At 38.2% G+C, this 26,184-nt stretch carries 29 protein-coding genes and 1 riboswitch; of the genes, 18 read left to right on the forward strand and 11 right to left on the reverse strand.

Annotated elements, in window-relative coordinates; translation table 11 throughout:
* The first annotated feature begins 223 nt into the window (after window positions 1–223).
* The 3 genes from IC619_RS04695 to IC619_RS04705 all read left to right on the forward strand — a co-directional run bounded on the left by IC619_RS04695 (window position 224) and on the right by IC619_RS04705 (window position 2,164).
* Entirely contained in the window at window positions 224–1,744 is a 1,521-nt protein-coding gene (locus IC619_RS04695; RefSeq protein ID WP_191139236.1) for a sodium-dependent transporter, read from the forward strand.
* On the forward strand, window positions 1,734–1,844 hold the full coding sequence (locus tag IC619_RS04700; protein WP_191139235.1) for a MetS family NSS transporter small subunit: 111 nt from the start codon (window positions 1,734–1,736) through the stop codon (window positions 1,842–1,844). Before IC619_RS04695 ends, IC619_RS04700 begins: the two co-directional genes overlap by 11 nt.
* Window positions 1,845–1,927: 83 nt before the next feature.
* Entirely contained in the window at window positions 1,928–2,164 is a 237-nt protein-coding gene (locus tag IC619_RS04705; RefSeq protein WP_191139234.1) for a glutaredoxin family protein, read from the forward strand.
* 14 nt (window positions 2,165–2,178) lie between these two features.
* Here the strand turns inward: IC619_RS04705 and IC619_RS04710 are convergent, their stop codons facing one another.
* Together IC619_RS04710 and IC619_RS04715 are read right to left on the reverse strand one after the other, a co-directional pair.
* Entirely contained in the window at window positions 2,179–3,201 is a 1,023-nt protein-coding gene (locus IC619_RS04710) for a M23 family metallopeptidase (RefSeq protein WP_191139233.1), read from the reverse strand.
* A 119-nt stretch (window positions 3,202–3,320) separates the two neighbouring features.
* Window positions 3,321–4,289 (reverse strand): ABC transporter substrate-binding protein, encoded by a 969-nt coding sequence (locus IC619_RS04715; protein WP_191139232.1) that lies wholly within the window; start codon window positions 4,287–4,289, stop codon window positions 3,321–3,323.
* A gap of 304 nt (window positions 4,290–4,593) precedes the next feature.
* Here IC619_RS04715 and IC619_RS04720 point away from each other — a divergent pair, with 304 nt between their 5' ends.
* The 3 genes from IC619_RS04720 (at window position 4,594) to lipA (ending at window position 7,796) form a co-directional block, all read left to right on the forward strand.
* On the forward strand, window positions 4,594–5,592 hold the full coding sequence (locus IC619_RS04720; protein ID WP_430624099.1) for a FecCD family ABC transporter permease: 999 nt from the start codon (window positions 4,594–4,596) through the stop codon (window positions 5,590–5,592).
* Between the two features lie 3 nt (window positions 5,593–5,595).
* A complete protein-coding gene (locus IC619_RS04725) occupies window positions 5,596–6,642 on the forward strand; it encodes an iron chelate uptake ABC transporter family permease subunit (RefSeq protein ID WP_191139231.1) in 1,047 nt (348 codons plus the stop codon).
* A 248-nt stretch (window positions 6,643–6,890) separates the two neighbouring features.
* Window positions 6,891–7,796, forward strand: coding sequence for a lipoyl synthase (gene lipA, locus IC619_RS04730; RefSeq protein WP_191139230.1), 906 nt, complete (start codon window positions 6,891–6,893; stop codon window positions 7,794–7,796).
* A 150-nt stretch (window positions 7,797–7,946) separates the two neighbouring features.
* Here lipA and IC619_RS04735 read toward each other — a convergent pair whose 3' ends face one another.
* Window positions 7,947–9,005: a serine hydrolase domain-containing protein gene (locus IC619_RS04735; RefSeq protein WP_191139229.1), complete on the reverse strand. Its 1,059-nt coding sequence runs from the start codon at window positions 9,003–9,005 to the stop codon at window positions 7,947–7,949.
* 203 nt (window positions 9,006–9,208) lie between these two features.
* Window positions 9,209–9,297, forward strand: a riboswitch (yybP-ykoY riboswitch).
* 118 nt (window positions 9,298–9,415) lie between these two features.
* Between IC619_RS04735 and IC619_RS04740 the strand changes: the two genes are divergently transcribed.
* Window positions 9,416–10,171 (forward strand): TerC family protein, encoded by a 756-nt coding sequence (locus IC619_RS04740; protein WP_191139228.1) that lies wholly within the window; start codon window positions 9,416–9,418, stop codon window positions 10,169–10,171.
* 51 nt (window positions 10,172–10,222) lie between these two features.
* Complete coding sequence (locus IC619_RS04745; protein WP_191139227.1) at window positions 10,223–11,350, forward strand: cation:proton antiporter; 1,128 nt, start codon at window positions 10,223–10,225, stop codon at window positions 11,348–11,350.
* A 139-nt stretch (window positions 11,351–11,489) separates the two neighbouring features.
* Here the strand turns inward: IC619_RS04745 and IC619_RS04750 are convergent, their stop codons facing one another.
* Window positions 11,490–12,158, reverse strand: coding sequence for a YhcN/YlaJ family sporulation lipoprotein (locus IC619_RS04750; protein ID WP_191139226.1), 669 nt, complete (start codon window positions 12,156–12,158; stop codon window positions 11,490–11,492).
* Between the two features lie 212 nt (window positions 12,159–12,370).
* On the opposite strand from IC619_RS04750, the gene IC619_RS04755 reads away from it, so the two are divergent.
* A complete protein-coding gene (locus IC619_RS04755) occupies window positions 12,371–12,646 on the forward strand; it encodes a YutD family protein (protein ID WP_191139225.1) in 276 nt (91 codons plus the stop codon).
* A 42-nt stretch (window positions 12,647–12,688) separates the two neighbouring features.
* Here the strand turns inward: IC619_RS04755 and IC619_RS04760 are convergent, their stop codons facing one another.
* The 6 genes from IC619_RS04760 to IC619_RS04785 all read right to left on the reverse strand — a co-directional run bounded on the left by IC619_RS04760 (window position 12,689) and on the right by IC619_RS04785 (window position 15,852).
* Complete coding sequence (locus IC619_RS04760) at window positions 12,689–12,940, reverse strand: hypothetical protein (protein ID WP_191139224.1); 252 nt, start codon at window positions 12,938–12,940, stop codon at window positions 12,689–12,691.
* Between the two features lie 67 nt (window positions 12,941–13,007).
* Window positions 13,008–13,286, reverse strand: a complete 279-nt coding sequence (locus IC619_RS04765) for a DUF3055 domain-containing protein (protein ID WP_191139223.1) — start codon at window positions 13,284–13,286, stop codon at window positions 13,008–13,010.
* Between the two features lie 95 nt (window positions 13,287–13,381).
* Window positions 13,382–13,999: a MerR family transcriptional regulator gene (locus IC619_RS04770; protein ID WP_191139222.1), complete on the reverse strand. Its 618-nt coding sequence runs from the start codon at window positions 13,997–13,999 to the stop codon at window positions 13,382–13,384.
* A gap of 339 nt (window positions 14,000–14,338) precedes the next feature.
* Window positions 14,339–14,620, reverse strand: a complete 282-nt coding sequence (locus IC619_RS04775) for a spore coat protein (protein ID WP_347239760.1) — start codon at window positions 14,618–14,620, stop codon at window positions 14,339–14,341.
* Between the two features lie 14 nt (window positions 14,621–14,634).
* On the reverse strand, window positions 14,635–14,883 hold the full coding sequence (locus IC619_RS04780; RefSeq protein ID WP_191139221.1) for a hypothetical protein: 249 nt from the start codon (window positions 14,881–14,883) through the stop codon (window positions 14,635–14,637).
* Window positions 14,884–14,970: 87 nt separating this feature from the next.
* A complete protein-coding gene (locus IC619_RS04785; RefSeq protein ID WP_191139220.1) occupies window positions 14,971–15,852 on the reverse strand; it encodes a DUF4349 domain-containing protein in 882 nt (293 codons plus the stop codon).
* 191 nt (window positions 15,853–16,043) lie between these two features.
* Here IC619_RS04785 and IC619_RS17030 point away from each other — a divergent pair, with 191 nt between their 5' ends.
* The 6 genes from IC619_RS17030 (at window position 16,044) to IC619_RS04815 (ending at window position 21,043) form a co-directional block, all read left to right on the forward strand.
* Complete coding sequence (locus tag IC619_RS17030) at window positions 16,044–16,472, forward strand: HepT-like ribonuclease domain-containing protein (protein WP_191139219.1); 429 nt, start codon at window positions 16,044–16,046, stop codon at window positions 16,470–16,472.
* Window positions 16,473–16,485: 13 nt separating this feature from the next.
* The gene (locus IC619_RS04795; RefSeq protein WP_347239761.1) at window positions 16,486–17,115 is read left to right on the forward strand and encodes a helix-turn-helix transcriptional regulator; all 630 of its coding nucleotides are present in this window, start codon (window positions 16,486–16,488) and stop codon (window positions 17,113–17,115) included.
* A gap of 14 nt (window positions 17,116–17,129) precedes the next feature.
* Window positions 17,130–17,864, forward strand: coding sequence for a methyltransferase domain-containing protein (locus IC619_RS04800; RefSeq protein WP_191139217.1), 735 nt, complete (start codon window positions 17,130–17,132; stop codon window positions 17,862–17,864).
* A gap of 171 nt (window positions 17,865–18,035) precedes the next feature.
* Window positions 18,036–19,004, forward strand: coding sequence for an MBL fold metallo-hydrolase (locus tag IC619_RS04805; protein WP_191139216.1), 969 nt, complete (start codon window positions 18,036–18,038; stop codon window positions 19,002–19,004).
* A gap of 135 nt (window positions 19,005–19,139) precedes the next feature.
* On the forward strand, window positions 19,140–19,922 hold the full coding sequence (locus IC619_RS04810) for an SDR family oxidoreductase (protein ID WP_430624092.1): 783 nt from the start codon (window positions 19,140–19,142) through the stop codon (window positions 19,920–19,922).
* 53 nt (window positions 19,923–19,975) lie between these two features.
* Window positions 19,976–21,043 carry a phosphotransferase gene (locus tag IC619_RS04815; RefSeq protein WP_191139214.1) on the forward strand — a complete coding sequence of 356 codons (1,068 nt, stop codon included), beginning with the start codon at window positions 19,976–19,978 and terminating at the stop codon, window positions 21,041–21,043.
* A 36-nt stretch (window positions 21,044–21,079) separates the two neighbouring features.
* Here the strand turns inward: IC619_RS04815 and IC619_RS04820 are convergent, their stop codons facing one another.
* Window positions 21,080–21,406 (reverse strand): DUF3899 domain-containing protein, encoded by a 327-nt coding sequence (locus tag IC619_RS04820; RefSeq protein ID WP_191139213.1) that lies wholly within the window; start codon window positions 21,404–21,406, stop codon window positions 21,080–21,082.
* A gap of 227 nt (window positions 21,407–21,633) precedes the next feature.
* Here IC619_RS04820 and IC619_RS04825 point away from each other — a divergent pair, with 227 nt between their 5' ends.
* From IC619_RS04825 to IC619_RS04835, 3 genes are all read left to right on the forward strand, one after another.
* Window positions 21,634–23,283: a peptide ABC transporter substrate-binding protein gene (locus IC619_RS04825; protein ID WP_191139212.1), complete on the forward strand. Its 1,650-nt coding sequence runs from the start codon at window positions 21,634–21,636 to the stop codon at window positions 23,281–23,283.
* A 229-nt stretch (window positions 23,284–23,512) separates the two neighbouring features.
* Complete coding sequence (locus IC619_RS04830) at window positions 23,513–25,141, forward strand: peptide ABC transporter substrate-binding protein (RefSeq protein WP_191139211.1); 1,629 nt, start codon at window positions 23,513–23,515, stop codon at window positions 25,139–25,141.
* 108 nt (window positions 25,142–25,249) lie between these two features.
* Window positions 25,250–26,179, forward strand: coding sequence for an ABC transporter permease subunit (locus IC619_RS04835; protein WP_191139210.1), 930 nt, complete (start codon window positions 25,250–25,252; stop codon window positions 26,177–26,179).
* Window positions 26,180–26,184 lie beyond the last annotated feature (5 nt).

The following is a 26,184-nucleotide window of genomic DNA, read 5'->3' on the forward strand; positions in this document are numbered from 1 at the left end:
AACTCTCCTGTGTGAGATTCAATTGTTATTATAACGAATGATCATACACTAATGTAATGGGAATGGCATAAATCAATATTCCTTGAAATAATTATTTTTTGTGATTTTAAAAAAATGAGTGATTAATGAGATAAATAGTAGTATAATTCTGATTAAGGGGTTTTATTCTGATTAATCAACCTTAACAAATAATTTAGTTTAGTCAAACTAAGGAGGATTGGAAATGGAACAAAAAGAACAATGGGGTTCACGTTCAGGCTTTATTCTAGCCGCAGTTGGCTCCGCTATCGGCTTAGGAAATATCTGGAGATATCCCTATGTCGTCTATGAAAATGGAGGGGGTGCTTTTCTACTTCCCTATTTAATCGCTTTGTTTACAGCGGCGATCCCAATCTTATTAATGGAATATGCAATTGGTCATAAAAAGAGAGGATCAGCACCACTCTCTTACAAACGATTATCTGATCGCTTTGAATGGATCGGTTGGTGGCAAGTACTTGTTTCTTTTGTCATTATCACCTACTATATGGTAATAATTGGTTGGGCGGCAAGTTATACGTACTTTTCTATGGGAACACAATGGGGTGATGATACCCAATCTTTTTTCTTGAGCCAATACTTAAATGTGGGTGAAGATTTCTGGAGTTTTGGCGGTATACAGTGGCAAATTCTTATTCCTGTTATTCTGGTTTGGGCACTTGTATATTGGGTTTTGCATCGTGGTGTAAATAGAGGAATTGAATTAGCAAGTAAAATATTAATGCCATTACTCATCGTCCTTTTGATTATTTTTACCATAAGAGCGATTACCTTGCCAGGTGCAATGGACGGGTTAGATGTCTTATTCACACCTGATTTTAGTAAAATGTTGAATACGGATGTGTGGTTTGCAGCATATGGTCAAGTATTTTTCTCTTTAAGCTTAGGTGCTGGTATAATGATCACCTATTCTAGCTACTTAAAAAAGAAAAGTGATTTGGCTAATAGTGGTATGATTGCTGGTTTAGCAAATAGTGGGTTTGAGTTTTTAGCTGCCATTGCCGTTTTTGGAGCACTAGGCTTTCTGGCTGTTCAGCAAAATGTAGCCGTTACCGAAGTTGTATCCAGTGGACCAATGCTAGCTTTTGTTGTATTCCCCAATATTATTAATGCTTTTCCAAGTCTTAATTCACTTTTTGGTGTGTTATTCTTTGGGACGCTCGTTTTCGCAGGGTTTACATCAGCAGTTTCTTTATTAGAGCCAGGTATATCCGCCTTTAAAGAAAAGATGAATATAAGTCGTAAAGCAGCTGTGAATTGGATTTGTGGATTAGGGTTATTGGTTAGTATTGCTTATACAACACGTAGTGGTCTTAGTTTACTCGATATCGTCGATAATTTTGTGAATAAATTTGGTATTTTGTTTAGTGCACTCGTTGCGATGATTTTAATCGGATGGGTTGGAAAACAATTAAATCCGCTACGCGATCACATCAATTCAGTATCTGATATTCAAGTGGGTAAATGGTGGATTGTCATGTTGAAATTTATCAGTCCGCTCATCCTCAGTTACATTTTGATCAGTGGTACAATTAGTGAGATTAATGAACCTTATGGTGACGGTGGCTATCCAATTAGTGCACTCTCGATATTTGGTTATGGTTTAGTGATTGCCTTAATTATAGGTGCATTTTTATTACAGATGAAAAAATGGCCACCTATACAATCTTCTGATGAAAAGGAGAGACATAAACATGGGGCTTAGTGCTTGGATTATGTTTATTCTAGGTGCAACTCTGCTCTGGGGCGGATTAGCCTATTTCCTATTTGTCGCTTATAAATCTGATAAATCGAAAGCGAATTAAGATGTAATGCGAACACCTTTACGCCGTACGGCGTAAAGGTGTTCGCATTTGTGCTAAAATAATGCTTAGAAAGGAGGAGAGCAATGGAGACCATTATTGTTTATTCAAAGCCACATTGTATTGAGTGTAATGTTTTAAAACGGTTCTTAAATGACCACCAAATTCAATATGAAACAAGGGATTGTAGTTTGAACTCCGCTTATTTGGAAGAAGTTAAAGCACTTGGTTTTTTAGGCGTTCCCGTAACAGTCATTAAAGGAAAAGCGATTCAAGGGCTTCAACCGGATCTTATTTTAGAGCAGATCAATCGAAATCAATAATGCGGCTGTGTAGATTATTTATGAATAGAGGTGTTGCGACTTTCCTTTCTCTTTTTATGCGCATTTTTTTCCCACTGTTTTAATTGTGGATAAGGATCAAATGAGTAGGTGTTTTTTCCGTTAAATTTATAAATACCATAGTGCAGATGGGGAGGAAATTTACCCGCAGTTCCAGGAGGGCCATAACCAGATGAGCCTACTGAACCAATTAGTTGACCGGGCTTTACAATGTCTCCCTTTTGCAATCCCTTTTTAAAACCGTTTAAATGCGCAAAGTAGTGGTAGTTGTTATTCGTATCACGAATACCGATACGCCAACCTCCAAAGCGATTCCAACCGATCAACTCCACATACCCGTAACATGTGCTTTGGACAGGCGTACCATAGTTTGCAAAAATATCTGTTCCTTCATGAATGCGTCGCCCTCCCCACCCCCGCTTCGCACCCCAAGTGTTTCGATAGGAGTAAGAATAACCAGGTGATATAGGGAAGGTGTGTTCGTTTAATTGGAGTCTAGGATACTTTTGGAATATCTTAGCAATATGCGTAATGACATCAACTGTAGTAGGATGAAGGTAATAATGCCACAGTTGACTACGAACATGACTTTCAGTCATTCCATTTTTGGTTAGGAATTTAGATACACTAATGAGTATATCTAAATCATGGTTGGGATCTGCGATGCCATCTCCGTCACCATCATGACCTATGCCATTGAAAAATCGGATAGACGCTGTATTTTTGTCATTCAGATCGGGATTTAATAAACCTGCCCATTGATGGCTCGGCACTTCTATCGCGATTGTTCGGCTATTTTTTTGAGGGTCCTTTGGGTGTAGATGGATATTTTTTTCATAAATATCCATTGCGGCTAAATACTCCCATGGGACACCCGTGATTCCTTGCATCGTTTCAAACATTTGGCGTTTTGTCTCGTACGGATCATTTTCAACTGCATAAAGTGAAGCGGGTGAAAAAAGTGTAAAAAGGCACACCAGTGATACGAGGCTAAGCCATAGATAACATTTTTTATACATGCTTAATCACCATCTTATTAGGAAGCTATTATGCTTAGTCTGCCTTTTTCTACGCCAAAATATGAGATACATAAAAAACCAAGATGCCATCTGCATCTTGGTTTGTGATTGGGTAATGCTTATTTTGATTTCAATTCTGTGATTGTTTTATTTAGATCTTCTAACATGATTTGGGCAGCTAACACACCACCAGCTGTGTTCCAAATGACGTCATCTACACGGAATGCCTTTTCATTTTTAACCGCATTTAAATTTTTCCACAGCGGATTTGAGGTAATTTCTTTTTCTGTTTGATCTCCAGTTTCACCTGCTTTTGGTGAGTATGTGAAGTAGAATAGGATATCGCCATCCATTTGAGGAATTTGCTCATGGGTTACTTCTACAGCTAAGTCTTCTTTTTGCTGATTTTCTGGACGAGCAAATCCTAAATCTTTAAGCAAAACGCCAGAAAAACTTGCTGATTGATAAATACGCATGGTTCCAGGTAAGAAGCGGACAACTGATACTTTTTCATTTAATAAATCACCAGCATTTTCTTTCGTTGCTTTGATTTTTTCGTCGTATTCAGCTAAAACTTTCTTACCTTCTTCTTCTTTATTAAGGGCTTGAGCATAAAGTTGGAAGTTATTTTTCCAATCGCCACCCAATGATTCGGCGAAAACAGTCGGTGCGATAGCGGAAAGTTGTTCATACACTTTTTCCTGTCTTACTTTATTACCGATAATTAAATCTGGTTTAAGTGTAGCAATGGTTTCTAAGTTAGGTTGCATTTCAATTCCAACAGGCTTTGTGTCGCCTAGTTTATCTTCCAAGTGTGGATACCAGGTTTTACCGGAGAATGATTCTACGGCACCGACAGGAGTTACTCCCATGGATAGTACAGCTTCTAATCCTTCATTAGTCAAAACAACAATTTTTTGCGGGTTTTCTGGTACTTCTGTTTTACCCATTGCATGTTCAATCGTTCTTGTTTTACTACCTTCATTAGCTGGTGTTGCTTCATTCGTCGTATTGCTACATCCTACTACCATGATGGATAAGATCGTTGTTAGGATAATTGCAGATAACCATATTTTTTGCTTTCGCATCTTTCAGCGCTCCTTATGTATCATATCAATGATAATCATTATCATTTATCTATAATCATATTATAGGGTAGATCGTGCAAATGTCAATCTTTTTATTACAATGATTTTCATTTTCATTGACAGTTTTTATGCCTGTAACATAGACTTAATTCGCGTGGTTATAATAGAAAATTGTTGCATTTGCTCAGCAGTGTTGATTAATCAAAAATATGCGATAAATGATGGGGTGAAATCATGAAAATCGACACACTAATCCACGAGATTCACTTTGAATGGATAAAAAGAGGTGAAAAATTTGAATGCGATACTAACTTCTAAAAAACAGCTATGGAGTGGGCTTGTGATTGGAACACTACTTGTCCTCATCTTAATGGCACTCAGTATAAGTGTTGGCATCACAGAGATTCCGATGACAACGGTCATTGAATCATTTATTAACATGGATGGTTCTAATGAGCATTTAATTATTCAAGATACACGAATTTCTCGTACCCTTTTGGCAGTAATTGTAGGAGCGAGCTTAGCGATAGCAGGAGCTATGATGCAGTCCATTACGGGCAATCCACTCGCTTCACCGGCAACATTAGGCGTGAATGCTGGAGCGAGCTTATTCATTGTATCTATGGTGGTATTCTGGTCGATATCAGCTATATCCATCTTAGTTTATGCTGGATTTTTCGGCGCTTTTCTATCAATGGTCATTGTTTATATATTAGGATCAGGAGGAAAAGAAGGCTTAACACCTCTTAAATTAACACTAGCAGGGGCAGCTATCGCTGCTTTATTTACTTCTATGACACAAGGATTGTTAACAACAAATGAACGAGGCTTAGAAGAAGTGTTATTTTGGCTAACGGGTTCGGTACAAGGAAGAAAACTAGAATTAGTGGCACCGATCTTTCCATTCATGATTGTGGGTATGATTTTGGCTTTTATGTTAGCTAAATCACTTAATGTAATCACAATGGGAGATGATGTCGCTAAAGGTTTAGGACAGCGTACTGGATTAACCAAATTATTGGGAGGACTTGCTATCACATTATTGGCGGGAGGGGCAGTTGCTGTAGCAGGGCCTATTGTTTTTGTTGGCTTGACCGTACCGCATTTGGTGAAAGGGCTGGTCGGGCATGATCATCGTTGGATCATTCCGTATTGTGTCGTTGTGGGTGCGATTTTGCTATTGGTATCGGATATTGGTGCGCGATTTATTATGAATCAAAAAGAAATACCAGTCGGAATCATGACTGCAGTAATTGGTACTCCTTTCTTCATTTGGATTGCACGTCGGAAGGTAGGTGAATAAAAGGTGAAAAAATATCATTCCTTCCGGATAGGAGATGATAAAATCTCCTATTTATTAGATAAGAAAGCAGTAGGTGTCATGGGGCTACTCACTATATCTACCTTTGTTATTCTAATCCTTTGCGTTGCCATGGGTACTGAATATATTCCTTTTCTAGATGTTTTACAGGTCTTATTGGGACAAGATTCAACATCGACCTTTATTATTAAGGAACTTCGCTTACCAAGAATTTTGGTTGCGCTATTAATTGGTTGTGCTTTAGCTGTTTCGGGTGCCATTTTGCAGTCGGTTGTTCGCAACCCGTTAGCAGCACCTGATACACTCGGAATAACAGGGGGGGCTGCTGTAGCTGCTGTCTCTTTAATTACTTTTTTTAGTGATGGGATGAATGGATTTTCGATTAGTGAACAGTGGATTCCAGTTGCTGCTTTTGTAGGGGCAACAGTAGTTGCTGCACTTATATATCTATTTTCTTGGAAAGATGGCGTATCTCCATTTCGTTTTATCTTAATTGGTATTGGGTTTTTCACATTGACGCAAGCAGTTACCAATCTCATTATGCTACTAGGGCCGGTTTGGAGAGCTTCACAGTCACAAATCTGGCTGACCGGGACAATATACGGAAGTAAATGGGAACATGTGTATATTTTATCACTCTGGCTAGTCATACTATTATTACTCACCTTTTTACTCGGTAGAAAAATAGGGGTACAAGAATTTGGTGATTCCGTAGCAATTGGTCTGGGCAGTAAAGTACAGAGAGAGCGATTTATTTTATTGTTGATCAGTACAGCACTGGCAGGAGTAGCCGTTGCTTTTGCAGGTGCAGTCTCTTTTGTAGGGTTAATTGCTCCCAATGCAGCAAGACGATTAGTGGGTGGATCGTTCGGTCCTTTCGTTTTCACCTCAGCATGTTTAGGTGCGATGTTTGTCTTGTTAGCTGACTTGCTGGGTCGTACCTTAGTAGCAAATGTAGAAATACCGGCTGGCGTTTTTACAGCACTGATCGGGGCACCTTATTTTATCTACCTACTATATCGGTCAAGATAAAAGGAAAATTTTGATTAATAAACAGGACTGCATAGATGTTCTTTGAATATGTTATGATGATATAGAAGTTCTATTTCGGTAGATGAATTGATCAATTTCCTACAGTAGTGTGGAAGGTGTGATCTCCCTACTTTCATTTTGGCGATCGAAAGGGAGAAGCTTTTGTGTAGCAATCTTATTAACTTCTTTGCATAATTTTATATCACGATTGTGATAAACGGTAGGATGAACGAGAAGGAGGTAGTGTTGTGACTACTGAACAATCTACACAAAAAAGAGAACGAAAACCAGAATGGTTAAAAGTTCGATTAAATACAAATGAAAATTTTCAAGAACTAAAAAAAATGATGCGCAACAAAACGTTACATACTGTTTGTGAAGAAGCAAGATGTCCCAATATCTATGAATGCTGGGCAAATCGAACAGCTACTTTTATGATATTAGGGGATATTTGTACCCGTGCATGTCGTTTTTGTGCTGTAAAAACAGGTTTACCTACTGAATTAGATTGGGCTGAACCAGACCGCGTAGCTGAAGCAGTTGAGCAGATGGGAGTTAAGCATGCTGTTGTAACATCAGTGGCACGAGATGACTTAGCTGATGGGGGTGCGGCCATTTTTGCTGAGACCATTAAAGCAATTCGTAGTCGAAGCCCACTTACGAGCGTAGAAGTGCTTATTCCTGATTTTATGGGGAATTGGGATGCATTGAAAGTCGTCATGGATGCAAAACCAGATATCCTGAACCATAACATTGAAACGGTAAGACGGCGCTCTGATCGTGTGCGGTCCAAAGCGAAGTATGATCGTTCGTTGGAACTGTTAAGACGTGCTAAAGAAATGCAACCTGATATTCCAACTAAATCAAGTATAATGGTTGGTGTAGGAGAAACCTTTGAAGAGGTGATTGAATCTATGCAAGATCTGAACAATCACCAAGTAAATATTGTAACACTGGGGCAATATCTACAACCTACACGGAAACACCTAAAGATCGAGAAGTATTATACACCAGATGAATTTAAACAATGGAAAGAAATTGGGTTAGATTTGGGCTTTTCGCATGTTGAATCAGGCCCGCTTGTACGAAGTTCATATCATGCACACGAGCAAGTTAAATCAGCAAAAGCACAAGATGAACAAAATATGGCTTAAAATGGACGGCAGTAAATGGATGATATATCTCATTTACTGCCGTTTTTAATGGTTAAAGATCAGACGCGTCGATTTAACAAAATAAAGAAGTGTGTTTTGAGCGGAGTAGTCTGGAACAAGTGTATGACGGTAAGATGGAAAAATATGTGGCTAAAGATAGTCAATTAGATGTTTTTTGATATGATAGAAGAGCGTGAGCGGAAATTGCTTGGCTAGCATGGGCCGTATATTAGAAAAGTAGATAAGACTAATTCTACGCTTTAGGAATACAGAGTTTACACAATAACATCCGCCCATTTCACCTATATGTCGCCAATAGGTTTGATTATTCGCGATAACGCGCCCGTAACCATAATAGTAACGCTTTGAGGAATTTAAAGAAGTTTTATTTTTTTGAAACATCATGTAAATGGTATCTGGACTAACTAACTTTGTCCAATTCAGATTAAACTTAAATAGATCCGTTACAGTTGAATACATGCCACCTGCTGCTTGTAAATGAAAGCGGGACTCATCAATTGGAACAAGTATATTGCTAAATTGTACGTATTCTTCTGTCTTTCTTGAAATGCCTTGCATGGTATTACTAAAACCAGTCTCATGTAACTGTAGCGGCTGTAGAATACGCATTTTAATATAGGACTCAAATGAATAACCTGCTACTTTCTCAATGATCTTTCCTAAAATCATGTAATTAGAATTACTATAGATATAACGTGTTCCTGGTTTTGCTGAAAAACCGAGTGAATGAATAGATTTGTATGAAGGGTTAGCAGTTAAACCGGATGTATTGGTTAACAGCTGATGAATGGTGACTTGAGATGAATATAAGGACTTAGGTAATAAATGTGGCGTATACAGATTAACACGATCATTGACATGTAGCTTTTTTTCTTGCTGTAAAATCATAATAGCCAGTGCAGTAAAAAGCTTGGTATTTGAAGCAATACGAAATTTGGTATTTGTTGAAAGTGGGATTGAAGCTTTGTAATTTCTCATTCCATACTGATTTAATGACAGGATTTTTCCTCCAGATCCCAACTTTCCGATGAGGATCACGCCACTAAATTTTTGTGGATGGGAAACCCCTTTTTTGGTGAATTCTGTAGTTGTACGGTTGTTTAAACGATACTTCTTTTCAACGATGCTTGTCATAGGGTGTGTAAAGGGGCGCATAATCATGTCTAATTGTTTAGAAATGATAAGCATAACCTCCTCAGCAAATAAAGAAACTTCTATAAGTGGAACTTTAATCAGGTGGAGTAGAGTCTCCACCTGATTTTACTATGGGAAAATCAACCCACTGGAACTTATATATATGTATATGCTAAAAAATCTTAAAAGATTGTGCTTTATTATGTATATTCATCTGATTAGGTTTCAACCAAGTGAGAATTGGGAACAGTTGATATGAACATGTCAAAGGGGAGTAGCTCATAAACAAAGTCGTCATTACGGGATGAATGTCCCCGGCTTTGTTGGCAACGGATAATCAGTTGTTGGCGAGACCTTTGCTCAAAGAGCAAAGGTCTCGCTTTGTCTTTTTATAGAGATTTGAGCTCCCGCTTCTGTATATGGAGTACGTTTTATGACTTAAGCAAAATAAAGGGGTAGATGGTATGGATTATGCAGTCTTGATAGAGTACGGTTGGATTTTGCTTGTGCTGATTATATTGGAAGGAATTTTAGCAGCTGATAATGCCTTGGTGATTGCGATCATGGTGAAGCATTTGCCAGAGAAAGAACGGAAAAAAGCACTATTTTATGGATTAGCTGGCGCTTTTGTTTTTCGATTTCTCTCTCTATTTGCCATTTCGTTTCTCATCCATGTGTGGCAACTACAAGCGATCGGTGCATTTTACCTCTTTGCGATTGCCCTTAACCATATCATTAGAAAATGGTATTTTAAAAAATCAACAAGTACTACAAATACAAAGGCCAATCAATCTGGTTTTTGGATGACTGTATTAAAGGTAGAAATAACAGATATTATTTTTGCTGTAGACTCTATCCTGGCAGCAGTAGCATTAGCAGTAAGTTTACCTCGTACATCTCTACCACCTATTGGAGGTATTGATGGCGGACAGTTTCTCGTTGTTTTGGCAGGGGGACTAATAGGCTTGATTGTAATGCGATTTGCTGCTACTTTTTTCAGTGGTCTATTAGAAAAGAGACCTGGTTTAGAAACCGTAGCTTTCTTAATAGTAGGATGGGTCGGTGTGAAATTAGCAGTCTTTGCATTTTCGCACCCTAAAGTAGCCATATTTTCTGAATCATTTCCGAGTTCGTTCGGATGGAAAATCACCTTTTGGTCCGTTTTGCTCGGGATTGCGATTATAGGTTGGTTCTCATCAAAAGATAAGCGTGCTGCATAGTGCATGATTTGGAGGTAACTGAGAAACATATACAAAAGGGGAGATAAAGATATGCTCATTATCGAATTAGCAGTGATTTTATTTGCTTCTAAAGTTGCGGGAGACGTGAGTGTAAGATTGGGCCAGCCTGCAGTTTTGGGGAAATTACTCGTAGGTATTGTATTGGGACCTGCTGTATTAGGGATTATCACTAATACCGAAATTCTGAGTGAGCTTAGCCAAATTGGTGTGATCCTTTTGATGTTTATCGCAGGTCTGGAAACGGATCTGGCACAATTAAAAAGTACACGTAAAGCTTCAAGCTACGTTGGGGTACTTGGTCTTATTTTCCCTTTATTAGCGGGATATGGTGCGGGTATTTTAATGGGATTACCTCAGCTCCAGGCGATATTTTTAGGTCTCTTACTTTCAGCAACCAGTATTAGCATTTCCGTTCAAGCATTGAAAGAAATGAACAAACTTAAGTCACGAGAAGGAGCGACTATTCTAGGAGCAGCAGTAATTGATGACATTTTGGTTATTGTTTCGCTTGCTTTTCTGATGAGCTTTGCTGGTAGCGATGTTCATATGGGAGAAGTGATTCTTTTAAAAGCAGGTTTCTTCATCATTGCCATTGTCGCTGCTTGGAAAGTGATTCCTTGGATAATGAAAGTTTTAGCTCCTTTGCGTGTTACTGAATCTGTGATTTCAGCTGCGCTTATTATCTGCTTTGTCTATGCATTTGTAGCTGATTATGCAGGGGTAGCTGCCATAATTGGTGCTTATATTGCTGGGGTAGGAATTAGTCTTACGAACTATAAGCACGAAGTTTTTGAGAAAGTAGAAACGATTGGGTATTCCATTTTTGTCCCTGTTTTTTTCACTTCGATTGGTGTTACCGTAGAATTGATCGGTATTGGGGATCAGTGGGGGCTCATCTTACTCCTAAGTATAATTGCGATTGCTACTAAATTGATTGGACCGGCCATTGGGGCAAAGCTCGCTGGGTTTGGGTGGCGTAGTTCTCTTGGCATTGGTGCAGGAATGGTATCTAGGGGAGAAGTTGCGCTTATCATCGCAGCAATCGGCTTAGAAACAACGCTTCTCAGCAAAGAATTATTTGCTGTAGTGGTCGTCGTGATCCTCATTACCACTCTCGTTACCCCCCCGATGATGAAAAGGTTTTTTATGGCGCGATAAGGTGTAGTCAGGAAGGGGTCAGACCCCCACTTGATTCCCTATGTTTCAGCCTTGGCTGAAACAAGTTCACTTATCGACACCTCTAACAATAAACAAAAGAGATGAGGTCAGTAATGGATCCCATCTCTTTTTATGATCATTATTTTTGTTTAGGATTAATATCAATAATCCCTTTTGGTTCTAGGGAACGATTTAACTGAGGTGGCGATTCATCGCCCATCTCTCGCAATAATTGTTCTAAATCACCGCGCACACCCTCTACATCAGCAGAACCTCTCATTCGCATTCCGACGGAATCAATTTGGGATTGGAGTTCTTTATCACTCGTACAATTAATTTTGTAGAAGCGTGGCGTTAAACTTTCAGCGGTTCGGATCGCCTCTTTCGTTGCATTAGTGGCAACTTGTGCGTTTCTAGGTTGTATTCCAATAAACACATGATCATCGGTTACTAAAGTGGTTGCTTCTTTGACATCAGGATGAACGGTGATCAGTTGAGCGATTTGTCTTGCTAGCAACGGCCGATCGATTGTAATTTTAGGGGCAACTGCTTCACCTTTCACTTCGTTTGTAGGGCTATAGTGAAAGTACCCGATTTGATTCTGACCACTACCGTTTACATTTTCTTGACCATTCATCTGATCATGATTACTTGTGCGGTTAAAACGAGATGGTGCTTGATCATCATGATAGAGAGACTGTACATTATCGTTCGAATTTGCTTGATTCATATTTGAATCTGTATTAGGAGAGCAAGCGATCATGGTAATAATGAGTAAAAATGTCATGAAAGGTGATAAATAGCTCATCTTTGACTTCATCTCCTGTTTTAAATATTGACCTTTCGATTAGACTTAGCATGTCCGTTATTTTGATTTATACCCCAGATATTTTTCACTAAGTAGATGATGGATAAACAGGATATAAACATTTATACGTAGAAGATGAGGAAAGCCATCTTGTATGGGAAATATGTTAAAATAGGGAAAGAAGTTGAAAAGGAAAGTGAAGGTTGAATGGAATGGATCGAATCGATATACAAGGGCTTAAATATGAACTGATTACGGATCATAAAGATGCTTTTAATACGGTAATGTTTAAGAAGCGATATAGTGAAATATTATCGAAATATGATTATATTGTAGGTGACCTTGGGTATGGTCAATTACGTTTAAAAGGATTTTTTGATGATAGTCACCAAAGTGCTACGAACGAATCTAAAATTACGTATTTACAAGAATATCTAAACGAATTTTGTAACTTCGGATGTGCTTACTTTGTTTTAAAAAAGATATAAGCAAAGTCCCGCCTAGCTGAGCGGGACTTTGCTTATATCGCGCTATTCATCTTGGGGATCATCATGTGTGGGGTGACTACCAGGGAACTGTCGTTTTAACCCTGCATGAAATTCACGAACTTCATAGGTGAAACGTGGTGAAGCATGTTGTCCTTCACGCCAAGGAGAATCTTTTCCCAATCGCGCTTCATTCGTAGCAGCCCCGACTGGTCCTTCTGGAAACTCTTCAGGAACCAATTCATCTCGTTGTGACTCAACTGTGCCTAAATCACGCCACTTTTTTTGTTCATTCATGTGTGTACGCACTCCCCCCTCTATATATAACATAACCGATTTTGCTGAAATTATGTTCTACATAGGGTTAAGAGAGTGTATATAAAAATTGTCGTAACTCTTCTGCCTCTTCATCCGCCATTTGGTAAACATGTTCTAAGTAGCCAGGTTCATCTAGATCATCTTTCCCAATAATTGCAAACCGATTTGACAAAAGATTTAGTACGAGCAATTTGCCGTAAAATCGACCCGACGACGTTATGGCTAAGTCAAATCGGGCAGTCTCTCCCATAAAGCTTACGAATCGCGTTTTTGTATTTTCTGCTTCATCATATAAAAACATCAGGTTATCCACTGTTATGATCATGCTCCTTTTTCGATTGTTCGGTTCATATTATAACATGGAAATTGTAGATAAAAGCGTATTATCCCTCTGGAAGGAGATGAATATGACCAAAACATCTAAAATATACCTAGAAAGCGTGCTTTTTTCTGGCGACGTGGGAGTAAACCTTGCTCACTAGCGGATGCAGTTAAACGCTGCGTAAAAGTGGCATTGCGAAGCTCCATTCTAAGCTGATCTTGTCTTTTTCGAATATCATCAAACATTTGTTGCACTTCATTGGCATGAACCGTTTCATATGAGACAGAGACTAATTTATGTTCCATATCTTCTAATGAATCGAATAAGCCATACATATGTCCTTCTAGTCTCTCCATACGTTCAAACAAATCTTCCATCATATCGCCAACGCTTTCCATCGTCTCCATTAAATGATTTAATGATTTTTCAGTATCTTGTTGCAGATTTTTATAACTTTCTACTGCTTCTACTTGCATCTTACCTTCGCGCATTAAATCTTCTCTTACTTGTTTCATTGAGGCTTGCGGCTCTTGTAAGCGCGCTTTGATTTCTGTTAATCGCACTAAACTTTGTTCATCTAGAATATAGTGACCTCTCTCATTCCAATCTGGCTTAACATACTCTTCAAAAGTGTCAATCCATTTTCTAATTGTTCTTGCATGTACACGAAGGTGATCAGCAGCTTCTCTTGTTGAAATACATACTTCTTTTTCCATTAGGTCATCCTCCTGAAAGTTTTATTTCACCCTACATTTGTCAAATGATTGTAATTCCAGTTTTGTAGTTAGATATTTGTGTGCGCTAGAAATCATTTATTTTATTAGCAGATTGGTACAACTTTAAATAAAATACACAGCCTATAAGAGGAATTGGACAGTTGTAAATCTTCATTTCTCTCGATTTATATAAAGTAAGTAGAAGTACTTGTGTCTACGATTTCGATGTATGTAAAAAAATTCCTTCTTCATGACAAAGGAAGCCACCAGTTGACAAAATTAGTGATGTAAAAACAAAAGACCGGATTCTCTTAGGGAATCCGGTCTACATAAAAAGGCTCATGCATAGGGAAATTGCGCTTGGTCTTGTGTAAATTGGTTTGCTTTATCCGTAATCTTTTGCTCTTCCACCGGTTCGATTTGATACCAGCCTTTTTGTTGCATTAAGTTAAATAGATCTCTTTGCGTTTGATGAACGCTACTTAGTATTTGAAATTGAGATTGATAAAGTGTCTCATTACTTGCTTCTTGCGTTGCGATGTTATAACCATTAGCCAAATACTTTTCCAGTGACAAAATATCTGTTAAACGATCACGATCAGACATCTGCTTCGATTGCACGATAAAATCACTCCTTATTGGGTGTAGGTATGATTGGGTGAGTTTTGTTGTTGCATCGTTGCCATAAGTCCACCCGTAGCTGACTGTAGTTGTTGTAGTAGCGTGATATAATGTTGTTGATGCATTTGTCCCACACTGTCAATCATCTGTTTTACTTCTGTGTCTTGGCATTCATTAGCATAATGTGCGCATTTTTTCATGGCTAACATTTCCCACGAAAGCTCATCAGCTAAATAGTTTAGGTCTTTACTTGTGATCTGCAAATTAAACCCTCCTTTAATCCATTACAACTGTAATATTTACCCTTCAGTCCAAAAGTATGCTTTTGACTTGAACGGCTTTAAGCGTGGTTATTTACTTTTGCGCAGATAACGTATGAACAGGTAGGTGATTAAACCAAGTAGAGAAATCGTAATGAACCATGGAAGAAGTTTAACCATAAAGATTAAACTGCTGGCAATTGCCGATTTAAAATTTACCCAACCTGAAGCTAAAGCTTCATGAAGTTGTTTATTTAATGCAGTGTCGGTGTTCAAAGCATTCTTAGGCTGATGAATTGAAATATGAAAAGTGGCGTAGTCGACTTGGTTAGTCAGATATTGGATACGCCCTTTAATCTGTTCGATTTCACTTTGTGTCATGTCAAGTTGTTTGGAAATGCTAAGCAAATCACTCGTCTTATCTGCTTGATTCATTAAATTGAGTAATCTTTTTTCCATCGCTTCTTTCCCATTAAGACGTGATTTCAGATCGACCATTTCCTCTGTGACATCGGTTCCTGTAACATGGATGTTCGGTCGTTGCGTTCCAGACATTTTTTGAATATCAGTTAGAAAAGATTGGAAATGTTGATGTGGGATGCGGATGGTTAAATGACCAGATATGGCTTCAGTCGAATGGTTTTCTGAGCTGTTAACAAGATACCCTTGATAAGCAGGAAACCTTTTTTCTAGTTCCCGTTTACTTCTCTCAAAGTTGGTAACAGTAAGTTGGATATTAGCGGTATATACCACTTGCGTTGTAGGGGACTGTTTAATCGGCTGCTGACTAACAGATAGGGGCTCTTGTTTGATCATCTTGTCAACTTGATCAGGAGAAGTATCCGATGGCTGCTGGACAGATTGCTCTGTGCTTTCTAGACTCATTTCATTACTTGACTGCTCACAACCTATGGTTAAGAAAAACAACAAAATAATCAGCATAGGGGTGTACCTTAGTTTATAATGAGACATAGAATCCTCCTTATTTATGAAAGTGGAGTGGGTTCAGACCCCCGCTTATAGAAGTGGGGCTTTAATCAGGTGGAGTAGAGTCTCCATCTGATTCCCCGATGTTTCAGCTTTCGCTAAAACGCGTTCACTTTACTATTAGACGCATTGATATGAAGTTTAGTTGCACAATAACCAGTGGAGGTCATAATACTGTGATATATGAAGTAGATGTAAACCGCATAAAGAAACAACTAGAGGTATTACAATTGTGTGGTCTTGTGATTTCTGATTTAGAAGGTCAACCTGTCAATCACATAAATCGATTTGCGCTTGAACGTGCTTTGCATGTTGCGGTTGAGTGTATGATTGATGTAGGAACTGTAATGATAGATGGCTTTATAATGAGGGATCCCGGAGGATATCATGATATTGTTGATATCTTAGAGGATGAACGTGTGATAACATCCAAACTAGGGGAATGGATGAAGGAGCAAGTAACAATTAGAGAGCAATTGGTACGATATTACCATGAACTAGACGAGGAAAAGGTAGAAAAGATGGTATCGGATCATAAACTGTATGCGCAATTTTGTAGTGAGGTACTTCATTATATCGAGCAAGAGCTGAATGAGATGATGTGAAGGAGGTTGGATGATGAAAGAAGGAGGTACTAGAAATGAGATTTTGTACATGCTAAAAGTGGAAGCGCCACTTACAGTGAGTGAAATGGCTGAAAAACTAGGCATTACAGAGATGGCGATCAGGCGTCATTTAAATACCCTGGAAGCGGAAAACCTCATTTATGGTAAACAATTTCGCCAGTCAATGGGTCGACCGACTAAACGATACTATTTAACATCAGATGCCGAAGAAGTGTTTCCTAAAAGTTATCAAAGCTTTACACTCGATCTTTTAAAAGATATCGAAGAGGAAGGTGGAGAGCATAAAGTCGATCGCTTATTTAAGCGCAGAATGAAACGGATAACAGATCAATACGATGCGACATTTTCAAATTTGACATTGGAAGAACGTGTAAGCAAATTAGCCGAAATTCAAGATCGTAAAGGGTACATGGTAAAATGGAAAAAGCTTGAAGATGGAAGTTATGAACTGATTGAATATAATTGTCCGATTTCACAAGTAGCCGATCAATATCATCAAGCTTGTGATTGTGAACTGGGCTGGTTCAAGAATTTGCTTGAAACCGATGTTACGCGGTTGGAATGTAAGGCCAAAGGTGGACAAAATTGTATCTATCATGTTAAGCAACAGACGAAAGAATAGAAGGAGGAAAAACAGTGTCACATTGGTATGAAAAAAGCTTCGGTGAGGATTATTTATTGGTGTACAAGCATCGTTCTAAACAAGATGCTTCTTTCGAGGTGAGTCAAATTATCGAATGGATCAATCTGACAAAAGAAGACTTTATATTAGATTTGTGCTGTGGTACAGGTAGACACACGCTAAATTTTGCAAATCAAGGCTATAATATTATGGGTATGGACTTATCAGAAGTATTACTTTCATACGCTGTACATGAAAGAGATAATCATGGGGTTCCTTTTATACATGGAGATATGCGTCATCTCCCATTCGTGGCAAACTCATTTGATGTTGTTTTAAATTTATTTACTTCATTTGGTTACTTTCAATGTGATGGTGACAATCAGAAAGTATTGACGGAGATGGCACGTGTCCTAAAACCAAACGGACGCTTTTTTATTGACTATTTAAATCGAGATGCCGTTATCGACAATCTAGTTCCAGAAAGCTCAAGACAAGAGGGTGAAACATATATTAAAGAAAAACGCCGTATTGAAGGGAATAGTGTGATTAAAGATATAACCATTGTGGATCATAAAGGGCAACGTGAATATTTAGAACATGTAAAAATGTATACAATCGATCAAATGAAAGAAATGTTAGATAAGGCAGGTTTAACAATTGAACATGCTTTTGGTAATTTTAGTGGTGCGTCCTATTCAGTGGATAGTGAACGTATGATTATGATGGGGAGCAAGCAGACAAGATAATCAATCTAATAAACGGCAGTCGTGAGGCAGTCTATTTTGAGCCAAAATAGACCGATTGTAAAGTTTGGTTAAAGTGCATGAAATGCAAAGTACATGAGATTTCATATGGGAAAACCACGCAAATTACAATGCTCAATAATTTATTAGATAGAATCAATAGGAGGGAACAATTTGAATAGATGGGAAGATATTATTGAAGTTCAATTACCGCTACCTTTTGCATTAAAAATAATTAACGCATTTTTAATAAAAGGGAAGAATGGCTACACCATAATAGATACAGGGCTACATATTCAGGAAGATGTTGATAAATGGGAAGAGGTCCAATCTCAGTTGGGCTTCAAATGGGATGAAGTCGAAAAAATTGTGCTCACCCATTATCATCCTGATCATTATGGTTTGGCAGGAACTTTACAAGCGTGGACAGGTGCACCTGTATATCTATCAGAGACTGACTATAAGCATGCACAATTGTTTCTAAGCGATAATGGTGATATGCCTGAAGCGATGGCTTCTTTTTTTTCTAGGCATGGATTAGAAGTCGAATTTGTCGAAAAAATTCCTGCTCATTTACGAAGCTATCATCGGTTTGCTGAGCCTCATCCTTCTCCATCTTTTATTAAAGCTGGCGACACCATTTATTTAGGAGACTATGAATATCAAATTCTACATACACCGGGTCATGCTGACGGACACTTAAGTTTCTATGATCCTGCTCGTAAGTGGCTGATCGGTGGAGATTTTTTATTACCCCGTATTTCACCGAATATTAGTTTATGGCCGAGATGTGATCCCAATCCGCTAGAAACCTATCTTTCTACCTTGCGTCAGATGAAGGAAATCCCCGTACAAACGGTTTTTCCGTCGCATGGTAAAGTGTTTCATCACTATGAAAAACGGATCGACACGTTGTTGGTACATCATAAACATCGGTTAGAGGAAATGAAGAAAGTATTGTTGCGTACGAAAGCAACAACTGCCTATGAAATATGCAAACAGGTATTTGGTGAGAAATTAAGTATTCACAATTTACGATTTGCTTTATCGGAAGTTCTTGCGCACTTAGAATATCTACGTGTGCAAGGTGAGATACAATCCATCACAAAAGATGGCAAGGTCTTATATCGCATCGATTGTTAAAAAGCAGGGTCACATAACCAGCGTGTTGATTCACTATTTAAGATCAGTAGTGTCCATTAACCAAAATATACGGGCTACATGGAAAAATCGACACGCTTGTTTTGTAATGTGTATCGACTATGACCATGGAAGGAAATGGATAATATGAAAAAAGTGGCTCTAATTACAGGGTGTTCTGGAGGGTTAGGTAAGCTGGCAGCATTGATACTAGCACAGAACGATTGGCAAATTGCTTGCAATAGTCGTCATCGAGATCAGAAAATGGACAACTTACTGCAGCAAATAAAAAACACAGGTAATAAGGCATTTCCGATATATGGAGACGTGAGTAAACGTGAGGATAGCTTTAGAATCGTACAAGAGACATTCAAACAGTTTGGTAAGATTGATAGTCTCATCCATACGGTTGGACCATTTATTAGAGAAAGAAAAATGTTTGTTGAACATTCAGATGAAAATATCATGGAAATGATTAATGGTAATCTGTTAAGTGCATTATGGATGGCTAAAGCGGTTCTTCCACACATGCGTGAGCACAAACAAGGAAGAATTATTTTTTTTGGTTTTGGTCGTGTGCAAGAAGCTCCTGCATGGCCAGATCGTTCCGTTTATGCGGCTGCCAAAAGTGGTCTAGCTTCATTTACGAAGACGCTTTCGGTAGAAGAAGCGCCATTTGGAATTACGGTAAACATGGTTTGTCCAGGTGATATCGTAGGTGAGAATAAGGAGAAGTATATTGATCAGATAAATGGATTACCAGATGGAGAAACACCACGAGGAAGACCGGGATCAGGAGAAGATGTGGCGCGTGTAATCCGGTTTTTAGTTGAGGATTCATCTGATTTTGTAACGGGAAGTTTGATTAATATAACGGGAGGATTAGACGTCATACATCCGATTTCCAAACGATTGAAGTAGGCACCTCTCCCCATGCTTTGCATAACATAATGCAAAATGATGAGGTGACTTAAATGACCAGCTTAAACCGGAAGATCGGAGCGTGGACTGGAGAAAAAAGATTGCCTGAACTACTTTCAGTCCAATATGGATTAAAATTACAAGAAGTAGAGCCGGTTGAAGGTGTATTGAAATTATATACCAATGAAGGCATATATGTGCTAAAACGGGTACCTAAGGAGATGACGGAATATCTATATCTGCTTATTGAGTTAGCAGAGCATACACCATTTGTAACCGTTCCGATCCATACAATCCGAAATAAACCGTATTTTGACGGGTTTTGTCATCGGTATTGTTTATTATCGTGGACGGATACATACTCGCCGCGGAGTTTTCAACATGTAACGGATTGGATCGCAGCGACAGAAGCAATAGCAGACTTGCATGCGCAAACACGTAATTTTAAAGAAAAGAAAAATTATAAATTAATCCAGAAAGATCATACATGGAAAATAGAATGGGAAAAAGATTATAAACAAATCGAAATATTCAATGTCGCAGCGAGGTATACACCCAATCCTACGCCACTTGATCATCATTGGTTAAAAGCCGCAGCCTATACGACTGGTTTAGTAGAAAGTATTATCCAGCATTATGAAAAGTTAAATGGAGACGAAGCGTGGCAAAATTCCTATGCATTAGGGAAGGTTTGTCACGGTAATTTACATCGGAAAAATATTTTGTTTGATCAGCAGAATCAGATCAAATTTATAGATTGGAATCAAGTGCGACTAGATAGTAGGATGTACGATCTCACAAAATGGATATGGTATGCGTACGGAAAAACAGGATCATTACCAATGATGAAACAAATCCTACAGCGGTATCATCAAAATGTTCCCATACAAGAATCAGAATTTACTTTGATGTACCTACGAAGTTTATATCCTGAGCAACTTATTCACACTTTGAAGTTGGCCTACCATGAAGGGAGTGACAATAGCAAGGATTGGGGAAGTAAAATGAAACAAATTATGGAACAAGAAAAACAAAAGGTAGATGTCCTCAAGCAATTGATGCCACAAATAGAAGAAAATTTTGTTGTACAGATTCCACTTGTTACTTGGATACATCAATGAAATCCTAAGGCTCTAGAGCCTTAGGATTTCATGCTTTTAGTCCATATAAAAGAAAAGAGAGCTGAAGCAAAAAAGGAGGCCACAAACGAAAAAGATAATGATAAGTGGGCTCATCCATTCTGTATCCGCTTGCTCTTGAAAAGATTCCTTTTTTTTACTCATCAACATACGCCAAGATTTTTTAAAAATAGTAAAAAAACCACCATGCACTACATAAAAAAATCCTGCAAAAACTAAAAATAAAAGACCCAGTAGGAATATATAATTGGCAAAAATGAGGGGATTGAAATCTGAAGCCAACCAAGTAATAAGCATGGTGAGGCTGGTGATCCCCATGATGTATAGCAATAATTTTTTTGGCACAAGCAGGACCTCCGCAGATTGGGGATGAAATCGATGAACTTATATTACACCCTGCATTAAAAATGATGGAGATGATATGCCACCTGATGAAGACTTGGGGGCTTCATCCCACTACAAAAGATCAATAAACTGATTTCCATCATAGCTTTTCATAGACCTGACATCAATTATTATTTATACTAGGGAGAAAGAAATCAAGTTTAAATGCATAGAGAGGAGAGAAATGTTTGTTCACACGAAAATTTTGTATAGGACTTGCTCTAAGCATCGTGCTCACAGGATGTAGTTTTTCTTCAAACGGTAAAGCGGATATAAAGGGGTTTGCGGAAAATCAAACCTTGCGCCTTACGGAACAAAAAAATATTGCTACGTTAGATAGTGTGAAAGCATCCGATTCAACTTCTATGAATGTACTAAATAATGTACAAGAAGGCTTAATGAGAATGGGAAAAGACAAAAAACTTGTTAATGGTATTGCAGAGGATGTTGAAACGAACAAAGATAAGACAAACTACACTTTTAAGTTGCGTAAAGACGCGAAGTGGAGTGATGGCACCCCTATTACAGCCCATGATTTTGCATATGCATGGAAACGAGCGATTAATCCCAAAGAACCTACGGACTATGGATATATATTCGCACCCATTGTCAATGCAGAAAATTATTCAAATGGGAAGGTTAGTGTAGATAAAGTCGGAATTATGGCACCAAATGACCACACTTTGCAAGTTAAGTTGGTGAAACCGCAAAACAACTTTTTAAGTTTGACGACCTTGCCTGCTTTTTTACCGCAAAAAAAAGATTTAGTAGAGAAGGCGAAAACGAAATATGGAACGGTAGAGGGTTTACAGAATATGGTTTATAGTGGCCCATTTAAAGTAGATTCGTGGGCTAATAATAAAGTGGTCTTATCTAAAAACGAAGAGTATTGGGATCGTCCAGCAGTCAAGTTAGAAAAAGTAGAATTATATATTGGGATGGATATTCCAACGGGTATCAATTTATATAATACCGATCGAATTGATGCTACCGCTCTCGATCAAGCATATGTAGAAGTTTATAAACAAACACCAGATTTTATCTCCGTAGAACTTGCAAGTTCGAATTATATACTACTACGCATTAATCACAAAGAAGGAGAAGCGTTTTTTAAGAATACGAATATCCGCAAAGCGATTAATTTAGCAATTGATCGTGATGTACTGGCTAATAAGATCATGAAAGACGGCTCAAAACCTGCAGGTGGGTTTGTTCCTCCTTCACTAAATGGTGTCGGCAATGAATCATTTCGAAAACATGGTGAAGTGGTTAAATATGATGTGAGCAAAGCGAAAGAATATTGGAAAAAGGGATTGGAAGAATTAAAGCTGAGCAGTGCACCTGAAGAGATTCAGATGATTTCCTATAACAGTACGGCGAAAAGAGACATGGCTGTTGCCATTAAAGAACAATTAAGACGAAACTTAGGTCTAAATGTTTTGTTGGATGCCCCTCCTTGGAGCGTTCATTTACAAAATTTAAGAGAAGGTAATTATCAAATGGGCATGTTAGGCTGGGGAGCAGATTATAATGATCCAATTAGCTTCTTAGAGATCTTTCAATCGGATGCGGGTATGAACTGGGCAGGTTTTAGTAATGCTGAATACGACAAATTGCTTGAACAGGCGAAGTCAGAATCGAATCAAGCCAAGCAATATGAGTTATTAAAACAAGCAGAACAAATCCTTGTGGGAACAGAAGGAAAAGGGCAATCTGCTATTATTCCGCTTATTTACGCATCCAATGCTTATATTCAAAAACCGCATGTTAAAGAACTTTACAGACATGCTTATGGACCAGAATACTCACTAAAATGGGCTTATTTAGTTAATGAATAAGATTTTCCAAAACATAGGTCTTTACAAAATGGGTATTTATGTTTTAAATATTACTAAGGCAAAGAAATGCGAGTGTAAATTATTTGTTTGAATTATGTGAAATTTACACTGATTTCAAACAGATTATGACAAGAAGTCAGGTCATGTAGCAATAATTTTCTTTGTTTCGGTAAAACCTAATTTCGAAAAGGTTATACCATACTTCATAACATTTTAAGGGGGAAACAGAATGAGAAATTGGAGAAAGCTAACATCCACATTTGCTATTTTATTAGTAGCATCCTTAGTATTGTCTGCTTGTTCTTTTGGCGGTGGAGATAGTGGTGATGCGAAAGGTAACGTAATCAATTTAATTGAAACCGCGGAACCACCTAACTTAGATAGTGCAAGATCTACTGATAGTGCATCTTTCACAATCTTGAATAACGTAAACGAAGGACTTTATCGTTTAGATCAAGATAGCAAACCAACACTTGGTATGGCAGCTGAAGAACCAACTAAAAGCGATGACAATAAAACTTATACGTTTAAACTCCGCGATGCAAACTGGAGCGATGGCAAACCTGTAACAGCGAAAGACTTTGAATATGCATGGAAGCGTGCGATGAATCCAGACACAGCTTCTGAATACGCATTTATCATGAATGCAATTGACAAAGCTGAAGAATACAATGCCGGTAAAGCGAAAGCTAAAGAAGTTGGCGTTAATGCAATTGATGACAAAACACTTGAAATCAGACTTAAGCAAGATGTTCCTTATCTAAAAGACCTACTTACATTTGGTACTTTCCTACCACAACGTCAAGATATTGTTGAAAAACATGGTGAGAAATATGCACTTGATCCTGACAAGATGGTATTTAACGGTCCATTTGTATTAAGCGAATGGAAACATGAAAGTAGTTTCACATATAAGAAAAACGATCAATACTGGGAAAAAGATGTTGTGAAATTAGATACGGTTAACGTAACGATTTCTAAAGACGCAACAACCAGCATGAACTTGTACAATACAGGTAAAGTGGATTACACAGGTGTTGGTTCAGAATTTATCGATTCAAATAAAGACAAGCCAGAGTACTTCTTACAACCTGAAAGTACTGTATTCTACACCGAAATGAACCAAATTAAAGAAGATAGCATCTTCAAAAATGCGAAGATCCGTAAAGCGGTTATGATCGGGATTGACCGTCAAACAGAAATGGATAAAATCTTAAAAAATGGAGTTCCAGCAGCTGGTTTTGTAAGTCCTGCTATTCGTGGAAACGATGACAAGAAATTCCGTGAATTAGCGAAAGTAAATATTGAGTACAACCCGCAAGAAGCGAAAAAATTGTTTGATGAAGGTTTGAAAGAATTAGGTCTTGATAAAGCACCAACAGTTGAGATTGTTGGGGACGATACATCAGGAGCGAAAGATGATTTAACTTTTGTTAAAGAACAATTAAAGCAAAACCTTGGATTAGAAGTGAAAATTACTTCTGTACCCTTTAAAGAGCGCTTAGAGCGTGGTAAAAAAGGTAACTTTGACTTACTTCTTGGTGGATGGGCCGCTGACTACAACGATGCGATGTCCTACCTCGAAATCTTTACAACAGGCTATTCTTATAACCGTGGTAAATGGAGCAACAAGCAATATGACGAGTTAGTTAAGAAGGCACAAGCAAATGAAAACTTCGACGAGCGTCTAGAGCAACTGTTAGAAGCAGAAAAAATTATGATCGAAGATGCTGGTATTGCTCCAGGATATTTCAGAAGCTCACCATCCTTAATTAACCAAAAGATTAAAGATATGCATTGGCATGCAATTGGTCCTGATTATAGCTTGAAATGGACTTATGTAGAAGAAGGTAAGTAAATCAATCTATTTAATTAAATAGAGAACGACCATGTGAGCTGAAGGTATATATCGCGGTTTGATATATACCTTCAGCCTTGCACTTAATTTGAAAGGATGTGAGGGAATGTGCTAAAGTACACACTGAAACGCTTATCTTATATGGTTGTAACCTTATGGATTATCGCGACAGTAACGTTCTTTTTAATGCATCTATTGCCTGGTACACCACTTAAAAATGAAGAGAAGTTACCAGAACACATTAAAGAGCAAATCATGGAAAAATATGGATTGAATGATCCGCTACCTGTCCAGTATTTAAACTTTATGGGTGGACTCGTGCAGGGTGATTTAGGTGCTTCGTATACGCAAGACGGCCGTGAAGTATCGGGTATGATTGCTGAAGGCTTTCCAGTATCCGCATTTATTGGTGGACAAGCGGTTGTATTTGGCTCTATTGTCGGCTTACTACTTGGTTTAATTGCCGCCTTAAAACGGGGAACTTGGATGGATAACTTATCTACAATGATTGCAGTGTTTGGGATTTCAATTCCGAACTTCGTTTTAGGGGCCTTGTTAGCCTACTTTGTGGGAGTTAAATGGGGGATTTTACCTGTTGCGCTATGGGAATCATATGCTTCCTCTATTATGCCATCGTTTGCACTTGCACTCGTGGTTGTTGCCATCATCTCTCGCTATATTCGAACGGAAATGGTGGAGGTATTAGATGCTGAATATATGAAAACCGCAAAAGCGAAAGGTCTGCCACGTCGTACAGTCGTATTTAGACATGCTTTGCGTAATGCACTTATTCCTGCTATTACCATCTTAGGTCCATTGACTGTCAATATTATTACGGGGTCACTTGTGATTGAACAAATCTTTGCTTTACCTGGAATTGGAGAGTACTTCGTAAAATCAATTGTAAACAACGACTATACGATGATTACAGGAATTACAATTTTCTATAGTATATTAATCGTCTCGGTCATTTTCATAGTAGATATCTTATATGGAATTATTGACCCACGGATTCGACTATCTGGAGCAAAGGAGTGATCATA

This window comes from Polycladospora coralii, assembly GCF_014773435.2.
Classification (GTDB): domain Bacteria; phylum Bacillota; class Bacilli; order Thermoactinomycetales; family Thermoactinomycetaceae; genus Polycladospora; species Polycladospora coralii.